At 38.7% G+C, this 18,787-nt stretch carries 16 protein-coding genes; 8 read left to right on the forward strand and 8 right to left on the reverse strand.

The window, feature by feature from the left end; all coding sequences use genetic code 11:
• Window positions 1-18: 18 nt before the first annotated feature.
• Window positions 19-735: a DUF547 domain-containing protein gene (locus ACY2RU_RS03290; protein ID WP_490136974.1), complete on the reverse strand. Its 717-nt coding sequence runs from the start codon at window positions 733-735 to the stop codon at window positions 19-21.
• Window positions 736-902: 167 nt separating this feature from the next.
• On the opposite strand from ACY2RU_RS03290, the gene ACY2RU_RS03295 reads away from it, so the two are divergent.
• From ACY2RU_RS03295 to ACY2RU_RS03320, 6 genes are all read left to right on the forward strand, one after another.
• On the forward strand, window positions 903-2,195 hold the full coding sequence (locus ACY2RU_RS03295) for an NAD(P)/FAD-dependent oxidoreductase (protein WP_490136975.1): 1,293 nt from the start codon (window positions 903-905) through the stop codon (window positions 2,193-2,195).
• Between the two features lie 3 nt (window positions 2,196-2,198).
• Entirely contained in the window at window positions 2,199-3,791 is a 1,593-nt protein-coding gene (locus ACY2RU_RS03300; RefSeq protein WP_490136976.1) for a 4Fe-4S binding protein, read from the forward strand.
• An 86-nt stretch (window positions 3,792-3,877) separates the two neighbouring features.
• On the forward strand, window positions 3,878-4,369 hold the full coding sequence (locus ACY2RU_RS03305) for a toxin-antitoxin system YwqK family antitoxin (protein WP_490136977.1): 492 nt from the start codon (window positions 3,878-3,880) through the stop codon (window positions 4,367-4,369).
• On the forward strand, window positions 4,369-5,064 hold the full coding sequence (locus ACY2RU_RS03310; RefSeq protein ID WP_490136978.1) for a glycosyltransferase family 2 protein: 696 nt from the start codon (window positions 4,369-4,371) through the stop codon (window positions 5,062-5,064). The genes ACY2RU_RS03305 and ACY2RU_RS03310 overlap by 1 nt, the downstream gene beginning before the upstream one ends.
• Window positions 5,061-6,554, forward strand: coding sequence for a cellulose synthase family protein (locus ACY2RU_RS03315; protein ID WP_490136979.1), 1,494 nt, complete (start codon window positions 5,061-5,063; stop codon window positions 6,552-6,554). Before ACY2RU_RS03310 ends, ACY2RU_RS03315 begins: the two co-directional genes overlap by 4 nt.
• 74 nt (window positions 6,555-6,628) lie before the next feature.
• The gene (locus ACY2RU_RS03320; protein ID WP_490136980.1) at window positions 6,629-7,564 is read left to right on the forward strand and encodes a lipid A-modifier LpxR family protein; all 936 of its coding nucleotides are present in this window, start codon (window positions 6,629-6,631) and stop codon (window positions 7,562-7,564) included.
• Here ACY2RU_RS03320 and ACY2RU_RS03325 read toward each other — a convergent pair whose 3' ends face one another.
• Window positions 7,565-8,791 (reverse strand): M28 family peptidase, encoded by a 1,227-nt coding sequence (locus ACY2RU_RS03325; protein WP_490136981.1) that lies wholly within the window; start codon window positions 8,789-8,791, stop codon window positions 7,565-7,567.
• 31 nt (window positions 8,792-8,822) lie between these two features.
• Here ACY2RU_RS03325 and ACY2RU_RS03330 point away from each other — a divergent pair, with 31 nt between their 5' ends.
• Both ACY2RU_RS03330 and ACY2RU_RS03335 read left to right on the forward strand, forming a co-directional pair.
• Complete coding sequence (locus tag ACY2RU_RS03330; RefSeq protein ID WP_490136982.1) at window positions 8,823-9,950, forward strand: TolB family protein; 1,128 nt, start codon at window positions 8,823-8,825, stop codon at window positions 9,948-9,950.
• A gap of 4 nt (window positions 9,951-9,954) precedes the next feature.
• Window positions 9,955-11,370 carry an MptA/MptB family glycosyltransferase gene (locus tag ACY2RU_RS03335; protein ID WP_490136983.1) on the forward strand — a complete coding sequence of 472 codons (1,416 nt, stop codon included), beginning with the start codon at window positions 9,955-9,957 and terminating at the stop codon, window positions 11,368-11,370.
• Window positions 11,371-11,487: 117 nt separating this feature from the next.
• Here the strand turns inward: ACY2RU_RS03335 and ACY2RU_RS03340 are convergent, their stop codons facing one another.
• From ACY2RU_RS03340 to ACY2RU_RS03365, 6 genes are all read right to left on the reverse strand, one after another.
• Window positions 11,488-11,775, reverse strand: a complete 288-nt coding sequence (locus tag ACY2RU_RS03340; protein ID WP_490136984.1) for a hypothetical protein — start codon at window positions 11,773-11,775, stop codon at window positions 11,488-11,490.
• A 24-nt stretch (window positions 11,776-11,799) separates the two neighbouring features.
• On the reverse strand, window positions 11,800-13,338 hold the full coding sequence (locus ACY2RU_RS03345; protein ID WP_490136985.1) for a bifunctional GNAT family N-acetyltransferase/carbon-nitrogen hydrolase family protein: 1,539 nt from the start codon (window positions 13,336-13,338) through the stop codon (window positions 11,800-11,802).
• 1 nt (window position 13,339) lies between these two features.
• A complete protein-coding gene (locus ACY2RU_RS03350; RefSeq protein WP_490136986.1) occupies window positions 13,340-14,314 on the reverse strand; it encodes a deoxyhypusine synthase family protein in 975 nt (324 codons plus the stop codon).
• Window positions 14,304-15,239, reverse strand: a complete 936-nt coding sequence (gene speB / locus ACY2RU_RS03355; RefSeq protein WP_490136987.1) for an agmatinase — start codon at window positions 15,237-15,239, stop codon at window positions 14,304-14,306. The genes ACY2RU_RS03350 and speB overlap by 11 nt, the downstream gene beginning before the upstream one ends.
• Window positions 15,229-16,626, reverse strand: coding sequence for an arginine decarboxylase (locus ACY2RU_RS03360; protein WP_490136988.1), 1,398 nt, complete (start codon window positions 16,624-16,626; stop codon window positions 15,229-15,231). The genes speB and ACY2RU_RS03360 overlap by 11 nt, the downstream gene beginning before the upstream one ends.
• 366 nt (window positions 16,627-16,992) lie before the next feature.
• Entirely contained in the window at window positions 16,993-18,774 is a 1,782-nt protein-coding gene (locus tag ACY2RU_RS03365) for a MutS-related protein (protein WP_490136989.1), read from the reverse strand.
• Window positions 18,775-18,787: the final 13 nt, after the last annotated feature.

The raw sequence follows: 18,787 nt of genomic DNA on the forward strand, positions 1-18,787 counted from the left end.
GAAGACTTTAAATTGTATTTACTGTGAATTAACGCGCCAGTCATAACTGTAGTAAGTTACTTTCGCGTTGGCAGGAACTTTTTCTTTTCGGTATTTATTGAGAAAATCAATTTCTGTCTGTCCCTCTTTTACAAAATCCTCTTTATACCATTTGAATATTTCTGAAAAAGCTACTTTTCCTTCAGAAACCTTAATAAAAGAACTATTATTAAGCGCCTTTATTGTTTGTTGTTCTAGTAACTTTTCTACGTTGGAAGGCAAATAGGATTTAGACAGTAGCGGCGGACAACCCTTTGCCCCACAAACCAGAATAAAATGCACCCGAGCATCATTAAATTTAGCCCGTAGCATCTTATTTTCAATATCATTCAAAGTTATCGACTTTCCACCGAGATCATAGGTAATCTTATCAAAAAATCCAGCTTTATCTAAAGGAGATTTTAAAGGGTAATTATCAATGACACCTTTCAATACCGCCAAATTATAAGCGTTGATCCAGAATGCCTTATAGGTGTTTTTATCATTCGAAGAAACCCGAACATCTTTAGCCACTGCAAGAGCTTTCTCAAGCTGCCCAGGATTGCTCTGTAACGCCTTATAATCAACACTTCCGTCAATTACAAAGTTGGAAAAAACCGCATCGGCCTCATCAAAAAAAAGAGTGTTTTGTTGCGCTGATAATTCCGAAACACCCAAAACAAAAAGACTCGTAAATAATAAAATGAACTTCTTCATAATAAAAGATTTTATAGATAGTAAGTCAGAGGTTATTCCAATAGCTTACAGTTCAGCTAAAAAAAACATTCAAAATGAATCGTATGAATATTCATTTGCAAAATAACCTGTTATCGGTGTAATGTTAGTAACTTGATAAACGACAGAAGAGCAACCAACTGAAATCTATGGAGCATATTGTAATAATTGGAAATGGCATTGCTGGTGTAACAGCTGCTCGTCATATCAGAAAACTTTCCAATCATAAAATAACGATCATTTCTTCGGAAACAGACCACTTCTTTTCAAGAACCGCCCTGATGTATGTCTATATGGGACACATGAAATTTGAACATACAAAACCCTACGAAGATAGCTTTTGGAAAAAGAATCGCATCGATCTTAAAAAAGGATATGTTAACCAAGTCTCGACCGACACCAAAGAAGTTGTTTGTGAAGATGGCGATCGATTCACATACGACAAATTAATCATCGCAACCGGATCTAAACCGAATAAATTTGGTTGGCCCGGACAAGACTTAAAAGGTGTGCAAGGTTTGTATTCATTTCAGGATCTGCAAAAATTAGAAGACAACGCACCTAATAAAAATATTTGTAAACGTGCGGTGATCGTTGGCGGCGGACTTATTGGCATTGAATTAGCGGAAATGTTACGAACCCGCGATATTCCAGTTACCTTTCTGGTTAGAGAGGATAGTTTTTGGAATGGTATACTTCCGAAAGGTGAGAGCGAAATGCTAAATCGGCATATTAAAAACCATCATATCGACCTTCGATTGAGCACTAACTTAAGGGAGATCATTTCCGACGAAAACGGGAGAGCCAAAGCAGTGATCATTGAAGAAACAGGTGAAGAACTTGCCTGTGATGTTGTTGGATTAACAGCAGGCGTCTCTCCCAACATTTCCTTCTTAAAAGAAACCACCATTGAATTAGGTCGTGGGGTTAAGGTAAACCGAATGCTCGAAACAAACATAAAAGATGTCTATGCCATAGGCGATTGCGCCGAGCAGCATGAGGCTATTGGCAACCGTCGCCCTATTGAGGCCGTTTGGTACACAGGTAGAATGATGGGCGAAACTGTTGCGCAGACGATCTGCGGAAACCCAACAGAATACAAACCTGGGCATTGGTTTAACAGCGCCAAATTTTTAGACATTGAATATCAAACTTATGGATGGGTATTTAGTGAGCGAAACAAAAAGGACGAGGAGCTACATTTCCATTGGAAACACAACGATGATACTAAATGTATCACAGTAGCCTATCATAAAGAAACAAAGGAATTTCTAGGCCTGAATACCTTCGGAATTCGAATGCGACATGAAGTTTTTGATCGCTGGTTAAGCGAAAATAGGAGCGTAGACCACGTCATGCAAAACTTAAAACAAGCCAATTTTGATCCTGAATTTTATAGCCGCTACGAAAAAGAAATTTTAACCGCCTACAACAACCACTAAGCTATGAGTACTATACAACGTGATATGTCTCTAACAGGACAACCACCTAAATCGATCAACACACTTCAAAAGCTAGGTACCATATTGGGCGTGGCTGGCTTATTTATCATTGTACTTGCTGGTTTTAATATCAATTTTCCTAACAAAGGCTTATGGCTTACCATTTCTTTGGTATCTATCCTTGCCGGCGTAGTACTTTTTACAAAAGGTGCCTACGCGCATAAGATGGAAGGAATAAAAAATGATGGCGTTTGGTTTAAATCTATTTCCAGTCGCGGATATCTCGCATGGATCGCCGGAATTGCCCTTACTGGATTTTATATTGTGCTTTACTTTTTTGCTGAACTTCTAGGCCTCGGTGTAGATGGCGCAGCAAATACTGGCATTGTAGCATTATTTGACCCATTAAGCGAACTACTCAACGGGAAACAAGCCAGCCAATGGTTTGTGTATGGAACACTGTACACAGTGGCTATTCTCGCCTTTGGATATAAATTCATTCGGAAATATAAACACAACCGTTATGAGCAATTGCGCACCGTAAGCGTCATGTTCTTTCAAACAGCCTTTGCTTTTATGATTCCTGAGATCATGGCGCGTCTCAACACCGATGACTTTTCATTGCCATACAACGATCTTAAAAACATGTGGCCCCTTAATTACTACGCTTTTGATCAATGGCGTGTTGATGAATTTATTAATGCTGGGACCATCGGACTCGCATTTCTATTATTTGGAGTCCTATCTATTTTTGTTGTATCTCCAATTCTGACGTATAAATACGGGAAACGCTGGTATTGTTCTTGGGTTTGTGGTTGTGGCGGTCTTGCAGAAACAGCCGGAGATTCATTTAGACATTTAAGTGACAAGAGCATGTCTGCTTGGAAAGTAGAACGCTGGGTAATTCACTCGGTTTTGGTTTTCTCTGTAGTGATGACCACAGCAGTGATCTCAACTTATTTAGGCTACGATCCTAATAAATATTGGCTCACTAAGGATGTATTTTTAATTGGCGTGGCTGTCTTTTTAGGCGTATTATTTGCCGTTATTTGGATCTTTAAACGACAGGAATTAGCAAAAGATGCGCGCTATGGCGCGATTGGCTATTTAGTGATCGTGCTTAGTTTAATTGCGATCCATTATACTTCAGAAACTACCTTATTTCTATTTGAAGCTGGTAAACTTCGTTCATTCTATGGCTTTTTAATTGGTTCTATATTCTCGGGAGTTATCGGAACGGGCTTCTACCCCATTTTTGGTAACCGTGTTTGGTGTCGTATGGGATGCCCAATGGCAGCAATTCTAGGAATGCAACAACGCCTTTTTTCAAAATTTAGAATTACAACCAACGGCGGACAGTGTATTTCGTGCGGAAACTGTTCTACATACTGTGAAATGGGTATTGATGTTCGCGCCTATGCCCAAAAAGGAGAAAATATCGTGCGCTCTAGCTGTGTGGGCTGTGGTGTTTGCTCGGCTGTTTGTCCGAGAGGTGTATTAAAACTCGAGAACGATAGCATGGATGGCCGAATCAATGGCAACGAAATTTTACTCGGAAACGATGTGGATCTTATGAGCTTGGTCAATAAAAAGTAAACCGATGATAAAGAGAGGAAAGTATTGAACCTAAAGAACAAATACGAAGTTTGTTAGTTAAGCCATATACCCGCGTCTAAATACCCATGACATTTAAAAAGCTCATTTTGCTATTTTGCTTCGGACTCTTTTTCTTCGGATGTGTTTCGGCGGTGAACAAAAAAAGTTACACCAAGCAATATGATCATAACGGAAAGATCATTGCCGAAGGTTGGTCTATAGGCACCATAAAAACAGGCTATTGGACGTTTTATTATCACAACGGACAAGTCTCTTCAAAAGGACATTTCAGAAAAAATAAAAAAGAAGGCTATTGGTATTTCTTTTCAGAAGAAGGAAAAATTGAGAAGGAAGGGCATTACCACGTTGATCAGGCTAATGATTGGTGGATTTTTTACGATATTGCAAACCATGAAATAAGCAAATTTCAGTATCAGAATAATAAGAAAAACGGTTACGCTTTGCGTTACAAAAAAAAGAAACTGACACGAGCAGAAAAATATGAGAACAACATACGTGTTGGTTCTTGGAATTCAATTTGGGCGTTTAAGCGCGATAATCCTACTATTTCCTTTTAATGAATCCTTCCATAAAAGTTATTATCCCCGCTTACAATGAAGCAGGTTCCATTGCAAAAGTCATTGGTGATATTCCACAAATGGTCGATGAGATCATCGTGGTCAATAACCAATCTACAGACGAAACAGCTACCGTAGCTAAAAATGCAGGAGCAACCGTACTCTTAGAAAGCAATAAAGGCTATGGTTATGCGTGTTTAAAAGGTATGGAATACATAGCAAACCTCTCGGCAAAACCAGAGATCATCGTTTTTTTAGATGGCGATTATAGTGATTATCCCCAAGAGTTAAGCAAGATCGTTGCTCCAATAATTGAACAGAACATCGATTTTGTAATTGGTGCTCGGGTTAAAGAACTACGGGAAACAGGCTCTATGACCTTTCCACAAATCTTTGGCAATGCACTAGCAACCAGTTTGATGCGTTTGTTTTACGGATCGCGATTTACAGATCTCGGACCCTTTCGCGCAATTAAATATGATAAACTTCTAGCTTTAGCCATGGAAGACAAAACCTACGGATGGACCGTAGAAATGCAATTAAAAGCCTTAAAAAAGAAATATACATACGTTGAAATACCTGTACAATATCGAAACAGAATAGGGGTTTCAAAAGTTTCAGGTACGGTAAAAGGTGCTATATTTGCAGGCGTTAAAATCCTAGCGTGGATTTTTAAATACACATTTAAAAAATGATACTTGAAACCATCATCATGGTCATTTATTCTGTGGCGCTCATACTGATCTTCTTGTATGCGTTGGCACAACTTAACCTGCTCTTTAACTACTTGAGTGCGCGTAAAAAATCAAACAAAAATTGCGAAAAGTTTGACCTTTCTAAGGAGGAAGAGGTGCCTTTAGTGACAATACAACTTCCTGTTTATAATGAATTATATGTGATGGAGCGTTTGCTTACCAACATCGCAAAAATGGATTATCCAAAAGATAAACTCGACATTCAAGTCTTAGACGATTCAACGGATGAGTCTTTTGAAATGACCAAAAAGCATATCGAATTACTTCGGAAAACAGGGCTCAATATTCAGCATGTAACCCGAAAGGACCGAAAAGGGTTTAAGGCAGGAGCCTTGAAGGAAGGACTCAACACAGCAAAAGGTGAATTTATCGCGATCTTTGATGCTGATTTCCTTCCGAAGAAAAATTGGCTAAAAAACACCATTCCATATTTTAAAGACGAAGAAATTGGCGTGGTACAAACCCGCTGGGGGCATTTAAATCGCGACTATTCTATTCTTACTCGTGTACAAGCCTTTGCATTAGATGCGCATTTTACTTTGGAGCAGGTTGGAAGAAACAGCCGCGGACACTTTATTAATTTTAATGGAACTGCAGGAATCTGGAGACGAGAATGTATTCTTGATGCCGGAAATTGGGAAGGAGACACCCTTACCGAAGATCTTGACCTTAGTTATCGCGCCCAGTTAAAAAACTGGAAATTTAAGTATTTGGAAGAAGTAGAAACACCAGCCGAACTCCCCGTAGTCATCAGTGCAGCCCGCTCACAACAGTTTAGATGGAATAAAGGCGGTGCAGAGAACTTCAAAAAAATGTTAGGTCGCATGTGGAAAAACAAAGATATTCCGCTTAAGACGAAAGTGCACGGAACACTTCACTTACTTAATAGCACCATGTTTTTAAACATTCTTATTGTCGCTATTTTGAGTATTCCGATGCTCTATATCAAGAATGAATACGAGCACCTCAAGATATACTTCCTTATTATGAGTTTCTTTGTGGTGAGTACGATTATTTTCTTTGTATGTTATTGGTTTACCTATAAAAATATGTACGGCGGCGGCTTTAAAAGTTTTTTAAAGTACACAGGAATGTTTTTTACCTTTTTCTCGATTGCCATGGGCTTTTCGTTACATAATTCTATTGCAGTCTTAGAAGGTCATTTTGGTAAAAAGAGTGATTTTATTAGAACGCCAAAGTTCAATATTGGCACCCTAAAAGAAAACTGGAAAGGCAATAAATATCTAAAAAAGAACATTTCGACCAACGTTATTTTTGAAGGCATTCTAATGCTATACTTTGGTTTCGGCATGTACAGCGCATTTGTTGTAGGCGATCAAGGTGGAGATTTTGGTCTGTTCCCTTTTCATTTAATGCTCTTTATTGGTTTTGGCTTTGTCTTTTTTAAAAGCCTTACCTCTCGCGTTTAATACAGATAATATAACAGATATAAACCTATTATAAAATATTCGCATCCCGTACGAATCATAAAACCCCAAGCTTTGTGAGGTTACTTCTACTTTGCCTTTTTATTAGTTTTTTCACTTCTGAAACTTTTAGTCAAACAACCGATGTTTCTAGTGAAAGCAATCCTTTTATCAAAAACCGATTGGAATTTCGCCATGACAATGATTTTTTACTGTTTACAGATCGTTATTATACCACAGGAAGTTTTATAGGATACCGCAGACAAAAGGTCAATCCCGCATGCGAAGATTGCACCATACAAACCAGTATTGAACTTCAGCATGTATTTTATACACCTACAGATCGCGAAGCACAAGACATTGCCCTACTTGACCGTCCGTATGCAGGTTTCTTAGGAATCTCAAGCGGCTATACGGTAATCGGGAAAAACAATTTGATCAATCTCACCTTGCTTATGGGTGTCTCAGGAAAGTCTTCTGGCGCTGAAGGTTTTCAGAATTTATTTCACAGCTCAGGTGGCATTGGCAGAACGGTAGCCTGGATCGGGCAGATCGAAAATAGTTTTCACGTTAATTTATTTACCAAGTATGTGAAAGAATGGCAACTTCTACCTAATCCGTTTAGCGTTCATATCTCTTACAGCCCGGAAATTGCCTTGGGCACCAAGGATATTTTTTTAAAGCAACAGGCACAATTTTTCTTCGGAAGAAGAAATGCACTTATCAATAGTAGTGCCTATAACCAAATGGGAGCTTTAAAGAATGAACTCTTCTTCGGACTCCATGTGAGTCATAGTTTTGTGGGGCACAATGCGCTACTCGAAGGAAATCTTGTGGGCGATAACTCTCCATACACGATTCAGCCGAAGGATAAACTTTTCCAATTCGGGTTTGATATTTATCACCGAAGAGGGAAAAACGACTTTAAAGTTGGATATACCTACGAAACACCCGCTACGCGTACCGTGGTACTTCATATTTTTATGGGCTTTTCATATGCCCGAAATTTCTAATTAAAAAGTAACCGTAACTTCCTGTAACACACCATCTCGCTCAATAGTAACAACGGTGCTTTGTCCTTCTTCATAGGTAGCCAACGCACGCATATAGCTCATCATATCATGTGTTTCAGCATCCCCTAATTTTACAACAATATCGCCCTTTTGTAAGCCGGCTTTTTGCGCGGGTTTATCTTCGCTCACACCATCAATACGCATTCCTTTTCCGTTAAAAAGATAATCGGGTACAACACCCAAGCCTACTTTAAAACGAGGTACTTCTTCGCTTTCATTCTTTGTTTTTCTGAAGGTAAGCTTTCCGTTGTCTTGTAAATCACTGATGATACGTGAAATATATGCTGAAACTTCTTCCATACCCTCATAATTAAGCTTTTCGGCATCATCACCAGGTTTGTGATAATCTTCATGCTGCCCCGTAAAAAAATGCAATACAGGAATATCCATCAAATAAAACGATGTATGATCACTTGGTCCAATGCCACTGTCATACTCTACAATACTCAGTCCTTCATTATTTGCAAATAAGGTTTGTTTAAATATTGGCGAGGTTCCTACGCCATGAACGGCAAGGGCTTTTTCATCATTTAAACGACCCACCATATCCATATTGATCATATAACTTACAGTATTTAGATCGATGGTAGGGTTCTTGACAAAATAGTTCGATCCCAACAAACCAACTTCTTCTCCAGAAAAAGCAATAAATAAATAATTACTCGCTTGCTTTTGCGATACGAGTTCTTGTGCCAATTTTAATAAAATAGCAACGCCACTCGCATTATCGTCGGCTCCATTATGAATAGCAGCTCCTTCACGATACAAAGATCCTTCACCACCCATTCCTAAGTGATCATAATGTGCGCCAATAATAACCGTTGTTGGTGCTCCATTATCAATATAACCAATTACATTTGTTCCAGTAAGCGTACTATCTGTTGGGGTTTGCATGTATTCCGCCTTCTCATGCGGATTGGTTGACTGCTTAAAACTAAAGGTTTGTGTATAGTTTCCAGAAACTCCTTTAGGTGATAATCCAATTTGCTTAAATCGGTTTTCAATATAAGCTGCTGCAGCCAATTCCCCGGGCGTACCGGTTTGTCTTCCATTAAAAACATCATCAGCTAAAATGCTAACATCCTCCTTCATTGTTACCGTTTTTTGCACTTCCTTCTTACAAGAAATTACAAACAACACTAGAAATACTATTGCAATTGATCGCATATCATTATTTTTGTGCAAAATTAATGTAATTATGAGAATTTTACTGTCGCTTTTTGTGGTTTTCGCCTTCCTTTCCTGTAAAAATCAATCTGAAAACAAAATAGTTAACGAATCGTCAGAAACAAATGAGCAGATCGAGACTGAAACAAATAAGACTCAAACCGATTCTCTAATCTATCCTGAGGAAAGACATTTTAAGTCAATCAGACAAGTAACCTTTGGGGGCGACAATGCTGAAGCCTATTGGAGTTTTGACGATAAGCAGCTTGTTTTTCAATCAAACAATAAAGCGTGGGGCATGGAATGTGACCAGATGTTCTTGATGAATGCTTCGGAAACATTTAAGGACACGAAACCTCCTATGATCAGTACTGGAAAAGGAAGAACAACCTGTGCCTATTTTTTACCAGATAACAAACATTATGTTTATGGATCAACCCATCTGGTTGATGAAAATTGCCCTGAAGTGCCGCTTCGGAAAAATGGCAACTATGTTTGGCCCGTTTATGACAGCTTTGATATTTTTGTTTCAGACTTAGAAGGAAATATCACTGCCCAACTCACCACAGAACCGGGTTATGATGCCGAAGCCACAGTTTCACCAAAAGGCGATAAAATTGTATTTACCTCCATGCGTAGTGGTGATCTTGAATTATACACCATGAATTTAGATGGAAGTGATGTTAAACAAATTACAGACGAATTGGGTTACGATGGCGGTGCTTTTTTCTCTCCGGATGGAACCAAATTGATCTTCCGTTCTTCACGACCAAAAACACCTGAAGCCATTAAAAAATACAAAGATCTCTTAGCGGATGGCTTGGTTGAACCTACCGAAATGGAACTTTATATCTGCAATGCCGACGGAAGTGAATTACGTCAGTTAACCAATTTAGGAAACGCGAATTGGAGTCCGTTTTTCACACCCGACGGAAAAAAAGTATTATTTAGCAGTAATTTTGAAGCCGAACGCGGCTTCCCTTTTAATCTATATTTGATCGACCTGGACGGAAAGAACCTGGAGCGTGTGACACATGGAGAAACCTTCGATGCTTTTCCAGTATTTTCTAATGATGGCAAGTATTTGGCTTTCTCTTCAAACCGACATAACGGTGGCGGAAGAGACACCAATCTTTTTATAGCCGAATGGCAAGACTAATGTAATGATCGCATACTTAAATAAGTCATATCGCATACCCTTGTTAATGGTTGTGGTAAGTCTTATTTTTTATTGGACGTTCGCCTATCAACTTGATAGAACCGATTTTCCTAGACTCTTTGGACTCGTGACTGCGCTATTCTCTTTCGCGTACGTGCTCATTAAGTTTGACAGCATCAACCTTTGGCTTCTTATAATTGCTGGAATCCTATTTCGGTTGCTTTTCTTTCCCGCAATCCCCAATTTATCTCAAGATTTTTACCGCTTTCTTTGGGACGGAAGATTACTCATACAAGGTATTAATCCGTATTTGATCACTCCCGAAGCCTACCTGAACGCCGGAAATGAAGTGGTTCCCCAAGCCAGAGAATTGTACGAAGGTATGGGCGCACTCAACGGAAGCCACTTCAGCAATTATCCGCCTATCAATCAGCTTTGTTTTGCTATTGCCGCACTATTTGCCAAACATTCCATTTTAGGGTCTGTAATGGTTTTAAAATCGATCTTGATCGCTGCAGATATTGGAATTCTCTACTTCGGAAGAAAATTGTTAGCAAAAATGAAACTACCCGCAAACAATATATTTTGGTATTTCCTGAGTCCCTTTGTCATCATCGAGCTCACCGGAAACTTACATTTTGAAGGCGTGATGCTTTTCTTTTTAGTTTGGTCTCTTTATCTGCTTACCCAAGGAAAATGGTTTTGGGCGGCTGTACTCTTCGGAATATCGATCTCGGTAAAATTATTACCCTTGTTACTATTGCCGTTATTATTTAAATGGTTCTTTAAAAAGGAGGTTCCAACTGCCACCGCAAACAAAATTTCATTCTGGCGAGCGCTTAACTTGACTTCATCCATTAAGTTTTATTTGGTTGTGATCGGTACGGTGCTACTCACTTTTGCACCTTTTCTTTCTTCGGAATTTGTTTCGAATTTTGCAGCTACCATCAGTCTTTGGTTCCAAAACTTCGAATTTAACGCCAGCGTGTATTATATCATTCGATGGATCGGTTTTCAAACCGTTGGCTGGAATATTATAGAAACCGTTGGCAAGATCTTACCTATTGTTGTGGTTCTATTTATTTTGGGGATGAGCTTCTTTCGGAAAAACCAAAGCACCATACAATTAATCACTGCTATGCTGTTTTGTGTTTCTGTATACTTCCTATTATCAACTACGGTACATCCTTGGTATATAGCAACACCGCTTTTACTCGCAGTTTTTACGAACTACAAGTTCCCAATAGTTTGGAGTTTGGCAGCAATGCTAAGCTATTCGGCTTATGGTGCAAGCGGGTTTGAAGAAAATCTGTGGCTCGTTGCTTTAGAATATACCGTTGTCATTTGCTTTACTCTCTGGGAATTGCGAAAACGCCATAAATTAGCCCAAGCCTCGCAAGAGGGATTACTCCTGCCTTAATAATTGAAAAATAAGTGGTCGTGAATGCTGCGCATTTGCAGCAAGCTACCATGTAGCGCGGAAAGACCGCCCAGACACTTGCATGCGCAAGGTCTGGATGGCCAAATAATAATTGTTTTAATCGAAATCTACTTCTTCTGAAGGCTCTTCTTGCATTTCATCGTCAGAATCATCATCAAAATCCTCATCGGCATCATAATCTTCAATCGTGTCTAGCAATCGCTGACTCACTTTTACCAAATAAACGGTGTCTTCTGTTCGTACTTCAACGGCTTCAATTATATCGTTTTGTGCATTTCTAAAAACGACAATATCTTTTGTTTTATATCCATCTGGATACTTTTCAACCAGTAGGTCCAAAATTTCTTGGGTGAGTTTTTTGTAGTCTACAATAACTCTTTTCATAACTGTATTCATGACAATTTTAAACTATTTAGAGGGTTTTACGCGAATGACATCATAGACATCTTTTCGGCGGTCTTTTAGATTTTTTACGGCACCAAAGGAATGTAACTCGCGCAACAGACTAATATCGACATCGGCTACTAAGATCATTTCGGTGTTGGTGGTTGCTTCGGCTTTGATCCCATTGCTAGGAAAAGCGAAGTCGCAAGGCGTAAATACAGCCGATTGTGCATATTGAATGTCCATATTTTCAACATTTGGCAGGTTGCCCACACTTCCGGCGATTGCTACATAGCATTCGTTTTCAACGGCACGTGCCTGTGCGCACAGTCGAACTCTCGAATACCCATTTTGGGTATCGGTTAAAAAAGGTACAAATAAGATGTCCATACCTTCATCAGACAACAAACGAGATAATTCAGGAAATTCGGAATCATAACAGATAAGGATCCCAATTCTACCACAATCAGTTTCAAAGGTCTTTAATTCACTTCCACGCTGCATTCCCCATACTTTTGCTTCGTCTGGCGTCACATGGATCTTTTCATAACGCTCCACACTTCCGTCTCTACGGCATAAATAACCTACGTTGTACAGAGTATCGCCAACCAGTTCGGGCATACTTCCAGAAATAATATTGATGTTGTACGAAATAGAAAATGCTGAAAGACGCTTCTTGATCTCTTCGGTGTATTTGGCAAGTTCACGAATAGCATCAGATTCTTTTAAGTGATTGTATGCCGCCATGAGTGGCGCATTAAAAAACTCTGGAAACACGGCAAAATCGCAACGATAACCCGAAACGGTATCAATAAAATATTCAACCTGCTGCATTAACTCTTCAAGATCGGCATACGGTCGCATTTGCCACTGGATCAAACCAAGTCGTACAATGGTTTTTACTGAAGACGGCGACTTATTAGGTTTGGTATAATAAATATTATCCCACTCCATCAAAACTGCAAATTCTCCCGAATCTCTATCTCCTTCAAGGTAGCCTTTGATCACGCGAACTGGGTGAAAATCGTTTGAGATCTGAAAGTTAAGAACCGGGTCACTAATTTCTTTTCTCTTTACAGCGTTGATGTATTCCTTAGGTGTATAGAGGTCTTTATGTTTATGATAATTAGGCATTCTACCGCCAAAAACAATGCTTTTGAGATTTAGGTTTTCACATAGTTCTTTACGGTAATCATATAAACGTCTTCCTAAGCGTAAGCCTCTAAAGTTTGGCTTGATGAACACTTCAATTCCATAGAGCACATCACCGTCCATCTTGTGATTTTTAAACGTGCTTTTGGTAATGATATCGGCATAGGTATGATTATCGTCAAACTGATTATAATCAACAACGATCGATAAAGCACAACCTGCAATTTCACCATCAATTTTAATCAAAATTTGTCCTTCCGGAAAAATATCGATCAGTCTTTGAATGGCTGTTTTAGGCCAATATGAATGCTCAAAACCACTATAAGATTCTTGAGTTGCTTCTTTAAGCTCCTGATAATCTTGAATAGTGAGGTATGAAAGCTCAATATTTTCTATTTCTTTTTCTTGCATGTTACATGCCTAACAAGTAGGCGAATATTAGAGGCGCCACAATGGTCGCATCGCTTTCAATGATAAACTTAGGGGTGTTGATATCTAGTTTCCCCCAAGTGATCTTTTCATTAGGAACGGCTCCTGAGTAACTCCCGTAACTAGTTGTTGAATCACTGATCTGGCAGAAATAACTCCAAAACGGTGTATCGGTGCGCTCCATATCTTGGTATAACATAGGAACTACACAGATCGGGAAATCTCCAGCGATTCCTCCGCCAATTTGGAAGAAACCTATACCGTTTTCTGAATTAGCTGTATACCAATCGGCAAGGAAGGTCATATATTCAATACCACTTTTCATGGTCGAAGCTTTTAACTCTCCTTTTAAAACATAGCTGGCAAAAATATTACCCATAGTGCTGTCTTCCCAGCCCGGACAGATGATTGGCAGGTTTTTTTCGGCGGCAGCATACATCCAAGAATTCTTGATATCGATCTCGTAATATTGCTCCAAAACGCCACTCAATAAGAGCTTGTACATATATTCATGTGGCAAGTAACGTTCGCCCTTGGCTTCGGCATCTTTCCAGATCTTTACAATATGTTCTTGTATTCTTCGGAAAGCTTCTTCTTCAGGAATACAGGTATCAGTCACACGGTTTAGTCCTTTCTCAAGTAAATCCCACTCGTCTTGCGGTGTTAGATCGCGGTAATTAGGCACACGTTTGTAGTGACTATGCGCTACCAAATTCATGATGTCTTCTTCCAAGTTCGCACCAGTACATGAAACGATCTGTACTTTATCTTGACGGATCATTTCAGCAAAGATCTTTCCTATTTCCGCAGTACTCATAGCACCTGCTAGCGATACAAGCATTTTTGAACCTTTGTTCAATTGGTCTTCGTATCCTTTTGCTGCATCGACTAAAGCCGCTGCATTAAAGTGCAAATAGTATTTCTGAATAAATTCTGAAATCGCTCCTTTAGTACTCATCTTCCTCGGTGTTAAATTTTGAATTGCTTTTATTCTCTTCTAAAAAATTACTTTCAAATTCTTCATTTTGGGCTTCTCCCGAAAATTTATAGCTCAGCATTTTATAGTAAAGTTTGGCAGCGAGAAAATCTGACTGCTTATTGATCTCATTCGGACAAAGTTCTACGATGTCAAAACCAACCACGTTCTTTTCAGCAAAAACCTGCTTTAAAAATTCAAGAGTTTCGTACCAAAACAAACCACCTGGCTCTGGGGTTCCCGTTCCTGGCATAATAGACGGATCTAAAGCGTCTAGATCGAAGGTAATAAACACATTTTCACCTAAAGCTTCAATCACATTGTCCATCCAGTATTCATCATTCGCCATATCATGTGCAAACCATGTTTTTTCAGGGTCAAGCACGGTGGTTTCAGCGACGTCCATACTGCGAATACCCACTTGAACTAAATTGGTGGTCTGACTCGCTTCATAAACGGCACAAGCGTGGTTACACGAAGAACCTTCGTATTCTTTACGAAGATCAGCATGCGCATCAATATGAAGTACGGTGAGGTTGTCAAAACATTCATTAAATGCACGAATGGTTCCAATAGAGATACTGTGCTCACCGCCAAAAACAGTCACAAATTTATTCCGAAGAATATATTCTTTTGTTTTTTTATGCACCAAAGCTACTACCGCTTCAGGTGAACTATCTTCTTTAATAGCGTCTGCTAGATAGATCCCTTGTTTGTATACCTCGGTCTCAGTTTCAATATCGTATAGCTCCATGTTTTCCGAAGCATTTAAAAAAGCATCAGGACCTTTGTCGGCTCCTTTTTGCCAAGTACTTGTACCGTCATAAGGCACAGGGATCAATACAATTTTTGAAGTTTCCAGGGCCGCGTATTGTTGCGGGATACCTGCATACGTTTTAGTGTTCATAACCTAAAATATTTAGCAATTGTTTGCTTGTTTGTTGTTCTGAAAAAAGTTGTTTTGTGATGTTGCCATCAGCATCTTTGTTAATTAAAATATGTTTTGGTGATGGAATGAGGCAGTGTTGTAATCCGCCAAATCCACCAATAGACTCTTGATAGGCTCCCGTATTAAAAAAGCCAATATAGAGCGGTTTTTCTTTTTTGTACTTCGGAAGATAAATTGCGTTCATATGCTGCTCGCTGTTGTAATAGTCATCGCTATCACAAGTTAGTCCGCCCAATAAAATACGTTCATATTCTTCATTCCAACGGTTAATTGCAAGCATAATAAAGCGCTTATTGATCGCCCAAGTATCAGGTAAAGTAGTAATAAAAGATGAATTGATCATATTCCATTTTTCCCGATCATTTTGTTGTTTTTGATATAGCACTTCATATATAGCACCTCCGCTTTCTCCAACGGTAAAGCTTCCAAATTCAGTAAATATATTTGGTACTGCTACGCCGGCATCTTCACAGGTAATATTGATCTGATTAACGATTTCATCAACCATATAATCATAGTCATAGTCGAATGCCAACGAATTTTTAATAGGAAATCCGCCGCCAATATTCAAACTATCTAACGTTGGACAGATCTGTTTTAGTTTGGTATATACGTTAAGACATTTCACCAATTCGTTCCAGTAGTACGCTGTATCACGTATTCCTGTATTGATAAAGAAATGAAGCATTTTAAGTTCAACTTGCTCATTGGCCTTGATCTGTTTTTCGTAGAAAGGCACAATGTTTTTATAACCAATACCTAAACGCGAAGTATAGAATTCAAATTTTGGCTCCTCTTCCGAAGCAATTCGAATTCCCACTTTGAATTTTCCGTTGATCTCTTCCGAAAGCAAGCCCAATTCTTCGTAGTTATCAATGATCGGGATACAGTTTTTATGTCCGTTGTTGATTAGTCGCGCGATGTTATCGATATATTGTTCACGTTTAAAACCATTGCAGATCACGTAGCTATCGTCATTAATTTTCCCTTCCTTCTTTAGGTTTTCCACAATATTAATATCAAAGGCCGAAGAAGTTTCAATATGAATATCATTCTTTAATGCCTCATGCAAGACATGTTTAAAATGTGAACTTTTGGTACAATAGCAATAATTGTATGTTCCTTGGTAATTGTGTTTTTCAATAGCATTGGCAAACCATGTTTTGGCACGTAGAATATTTTCTGAAATCTTAGGCAAATAGGTAAACTTTAAGGGTGCGCCATATTCGGCAACAAGGTCCATTAAAGAGACTCCGTGAAATTCTAACGTATTTCCGTCAAGAGTAAACTCTTCTTGTGGAAAATCATAGGTTTGATTGATGAGATCAATATATTTAGTATTCATTATAAGGTTTTAAAAGTAAAAATAATAAGGGTATGCCCTAGAGTATAGGTAAAGATAGGTAATGAACGCGTATTTTTAGATACGAATTGGATCCAGCCAATAGGCCGAGCGCTGCGAGGGAAAAAGGCAGTCTTGAATAAGTAAAGCGGAAGCTAGCTTTAAATTTCGGCTTCCCGCCTTGCGGGATGTTTTTGAATATGACTTCCTAATCTTCAAAAACCCGAACACAGAAACTTTGTTCAATTTGTTCAGCTAAACACATGGCAAAAGAATGAAAAAAAAATGAATTGCAAATTAAATTAAGTTAATTTTTTAATTAAGCTAAAACAAGCAATAAAAAAACTAAAAATACTGATTTTAAAGGGCTTATACGATACCCATTTTGTTCAAAAGGAAAGATGCATTCATGTTTTGACACACTCCAACCTTTAAAAGGTAGTCAAAATGTAGCAGATCGTTGCTAATTTCAGCATCAAAATAGTAGTTTTTTACCTGTGGTAATTCGGTTGCAACTTCACAAAGACTTAAATCGTGCGTTGCAATGATCCCCATGGCATTAGAAGCTACAAGTTTTTCAATAAATTTCTTGGAACCTTTGGCTTTGTCTTCGCTATTGGTTCCTTTTAAAATTTCATCTAAAATGATAAAATAACCTGTTTGATCTTCTTCAGAATTTAAGGCGTCTACGATCATTTTTAATCGTTTTAATTCTGAAAAGAAATAAGACTCATCATTGGTAAGCGAGTCACTAGTTCGCATACTGGTGATCAATTTTTTAGGCGTATAATCAAAGCTTTTAGCACAAACAGGCAGCCCTACATTTGCCATTACGATAGCTAAGGAAACTGTTCTTAAAAAGGTACTTTTTCCAGCCATATTGGCTCCAGTAATGATAAAAAACTGGCCTTGCTCGATGGTAAAATCGTTATCAATGCGCTTTTCTTTGTCAAGTACAGGATGGCCAAGTGCTTTGGCTCGAATCACTTCAGTATTGGTAGATAGCTTCGGAAAGACAAATTCTGGATGATTAAAGGTATAATTGGCGAATGAATTTTGCGCATCGAAAAATGCAATGACCTCAAACCACTTTTCAACTTGGTCTGCATAGGTTGCCATCCATTGCTCAATACGATAGCAAAGCTGAAGATCCCGAAGCGCATATCCATTGGCAAAGACACCAATCATCATATTATTCCGTTGATCAAACGCATCCAGTAATTTTGAAAAATCCTTAAAGATCTGTGAGGCCTTCTTGGTTTCTGTATTTATTTTACTTTGTTGGTTTTGTAATATTTCCGAAGAAAAGTCGGTTTTTTCAATACGTTCTAAAAGCTGATAATACTGTTTAAAAGTGTCTTTTGCTTTGTTCGAATGCAGGTATAACTGGTTTATGCTTTTTAAATAGACTCCCGTTATAGAAATCCCCACAAACAACCAGATTACTGTAACCGACAAGGGTGCTAGACTTAGATAGTTCAGTACAAAAATGAGCAATGAAACACCTAAGAACAGCTGTGGGATGTAGCGCATTGTCTTCGGCACAAATGATTTGTGATTTTGAAGCCAATTGAGAATATGATTGGAGCTAACCTCAACGTTTACCAAACTACCCGTAGCAGCAAAATCTTGTCGCCAAACTGGCATGGCTGCCAATTCTTGAACGGCTCGCTGCTTTGCCTCAATGGTATGTGTCTCATTAGATGCTAATGAAGTAGCGAGTGCTTGTTTCCCTGAGGGCAAAACGGTTCTATTCACATATTGAAAAAAGGATCCATCTTCAAAAAGATCAAGATCGTAACTATAATGATGATCTCCTTGTTTAAACTCTTTCCCTGATGCCAAGCCCGAAATATCTCCATCGAGTACGTCGAGTTCGGTCTGATTTATAGCAACAAGCGCTAGAATCTTATCGCGTTCTTCAGAAAGATTGGCGTGTCTATGGATCAAATAAAAGAATAAAATAATACAGCCCGCCAACATAGGAACCCATAGTTTCGCATTCTCATAAAAGAAATAAATAACTAAGATCATCACGCAGAATACCAGCAATCGAATGATGCTTGATTGAACCAACATCTTTTTAATACTCGCCAATTGGCCTTCAAAAGATGCTTTTTGAGCGGTATAAAAGGATCGCGGAGAACTCATACTTATGTTTAAA

The sequence above is a fragment of the Ulvibacter sp. 2305UL32-6 genome, assembly GCF_058148545.1.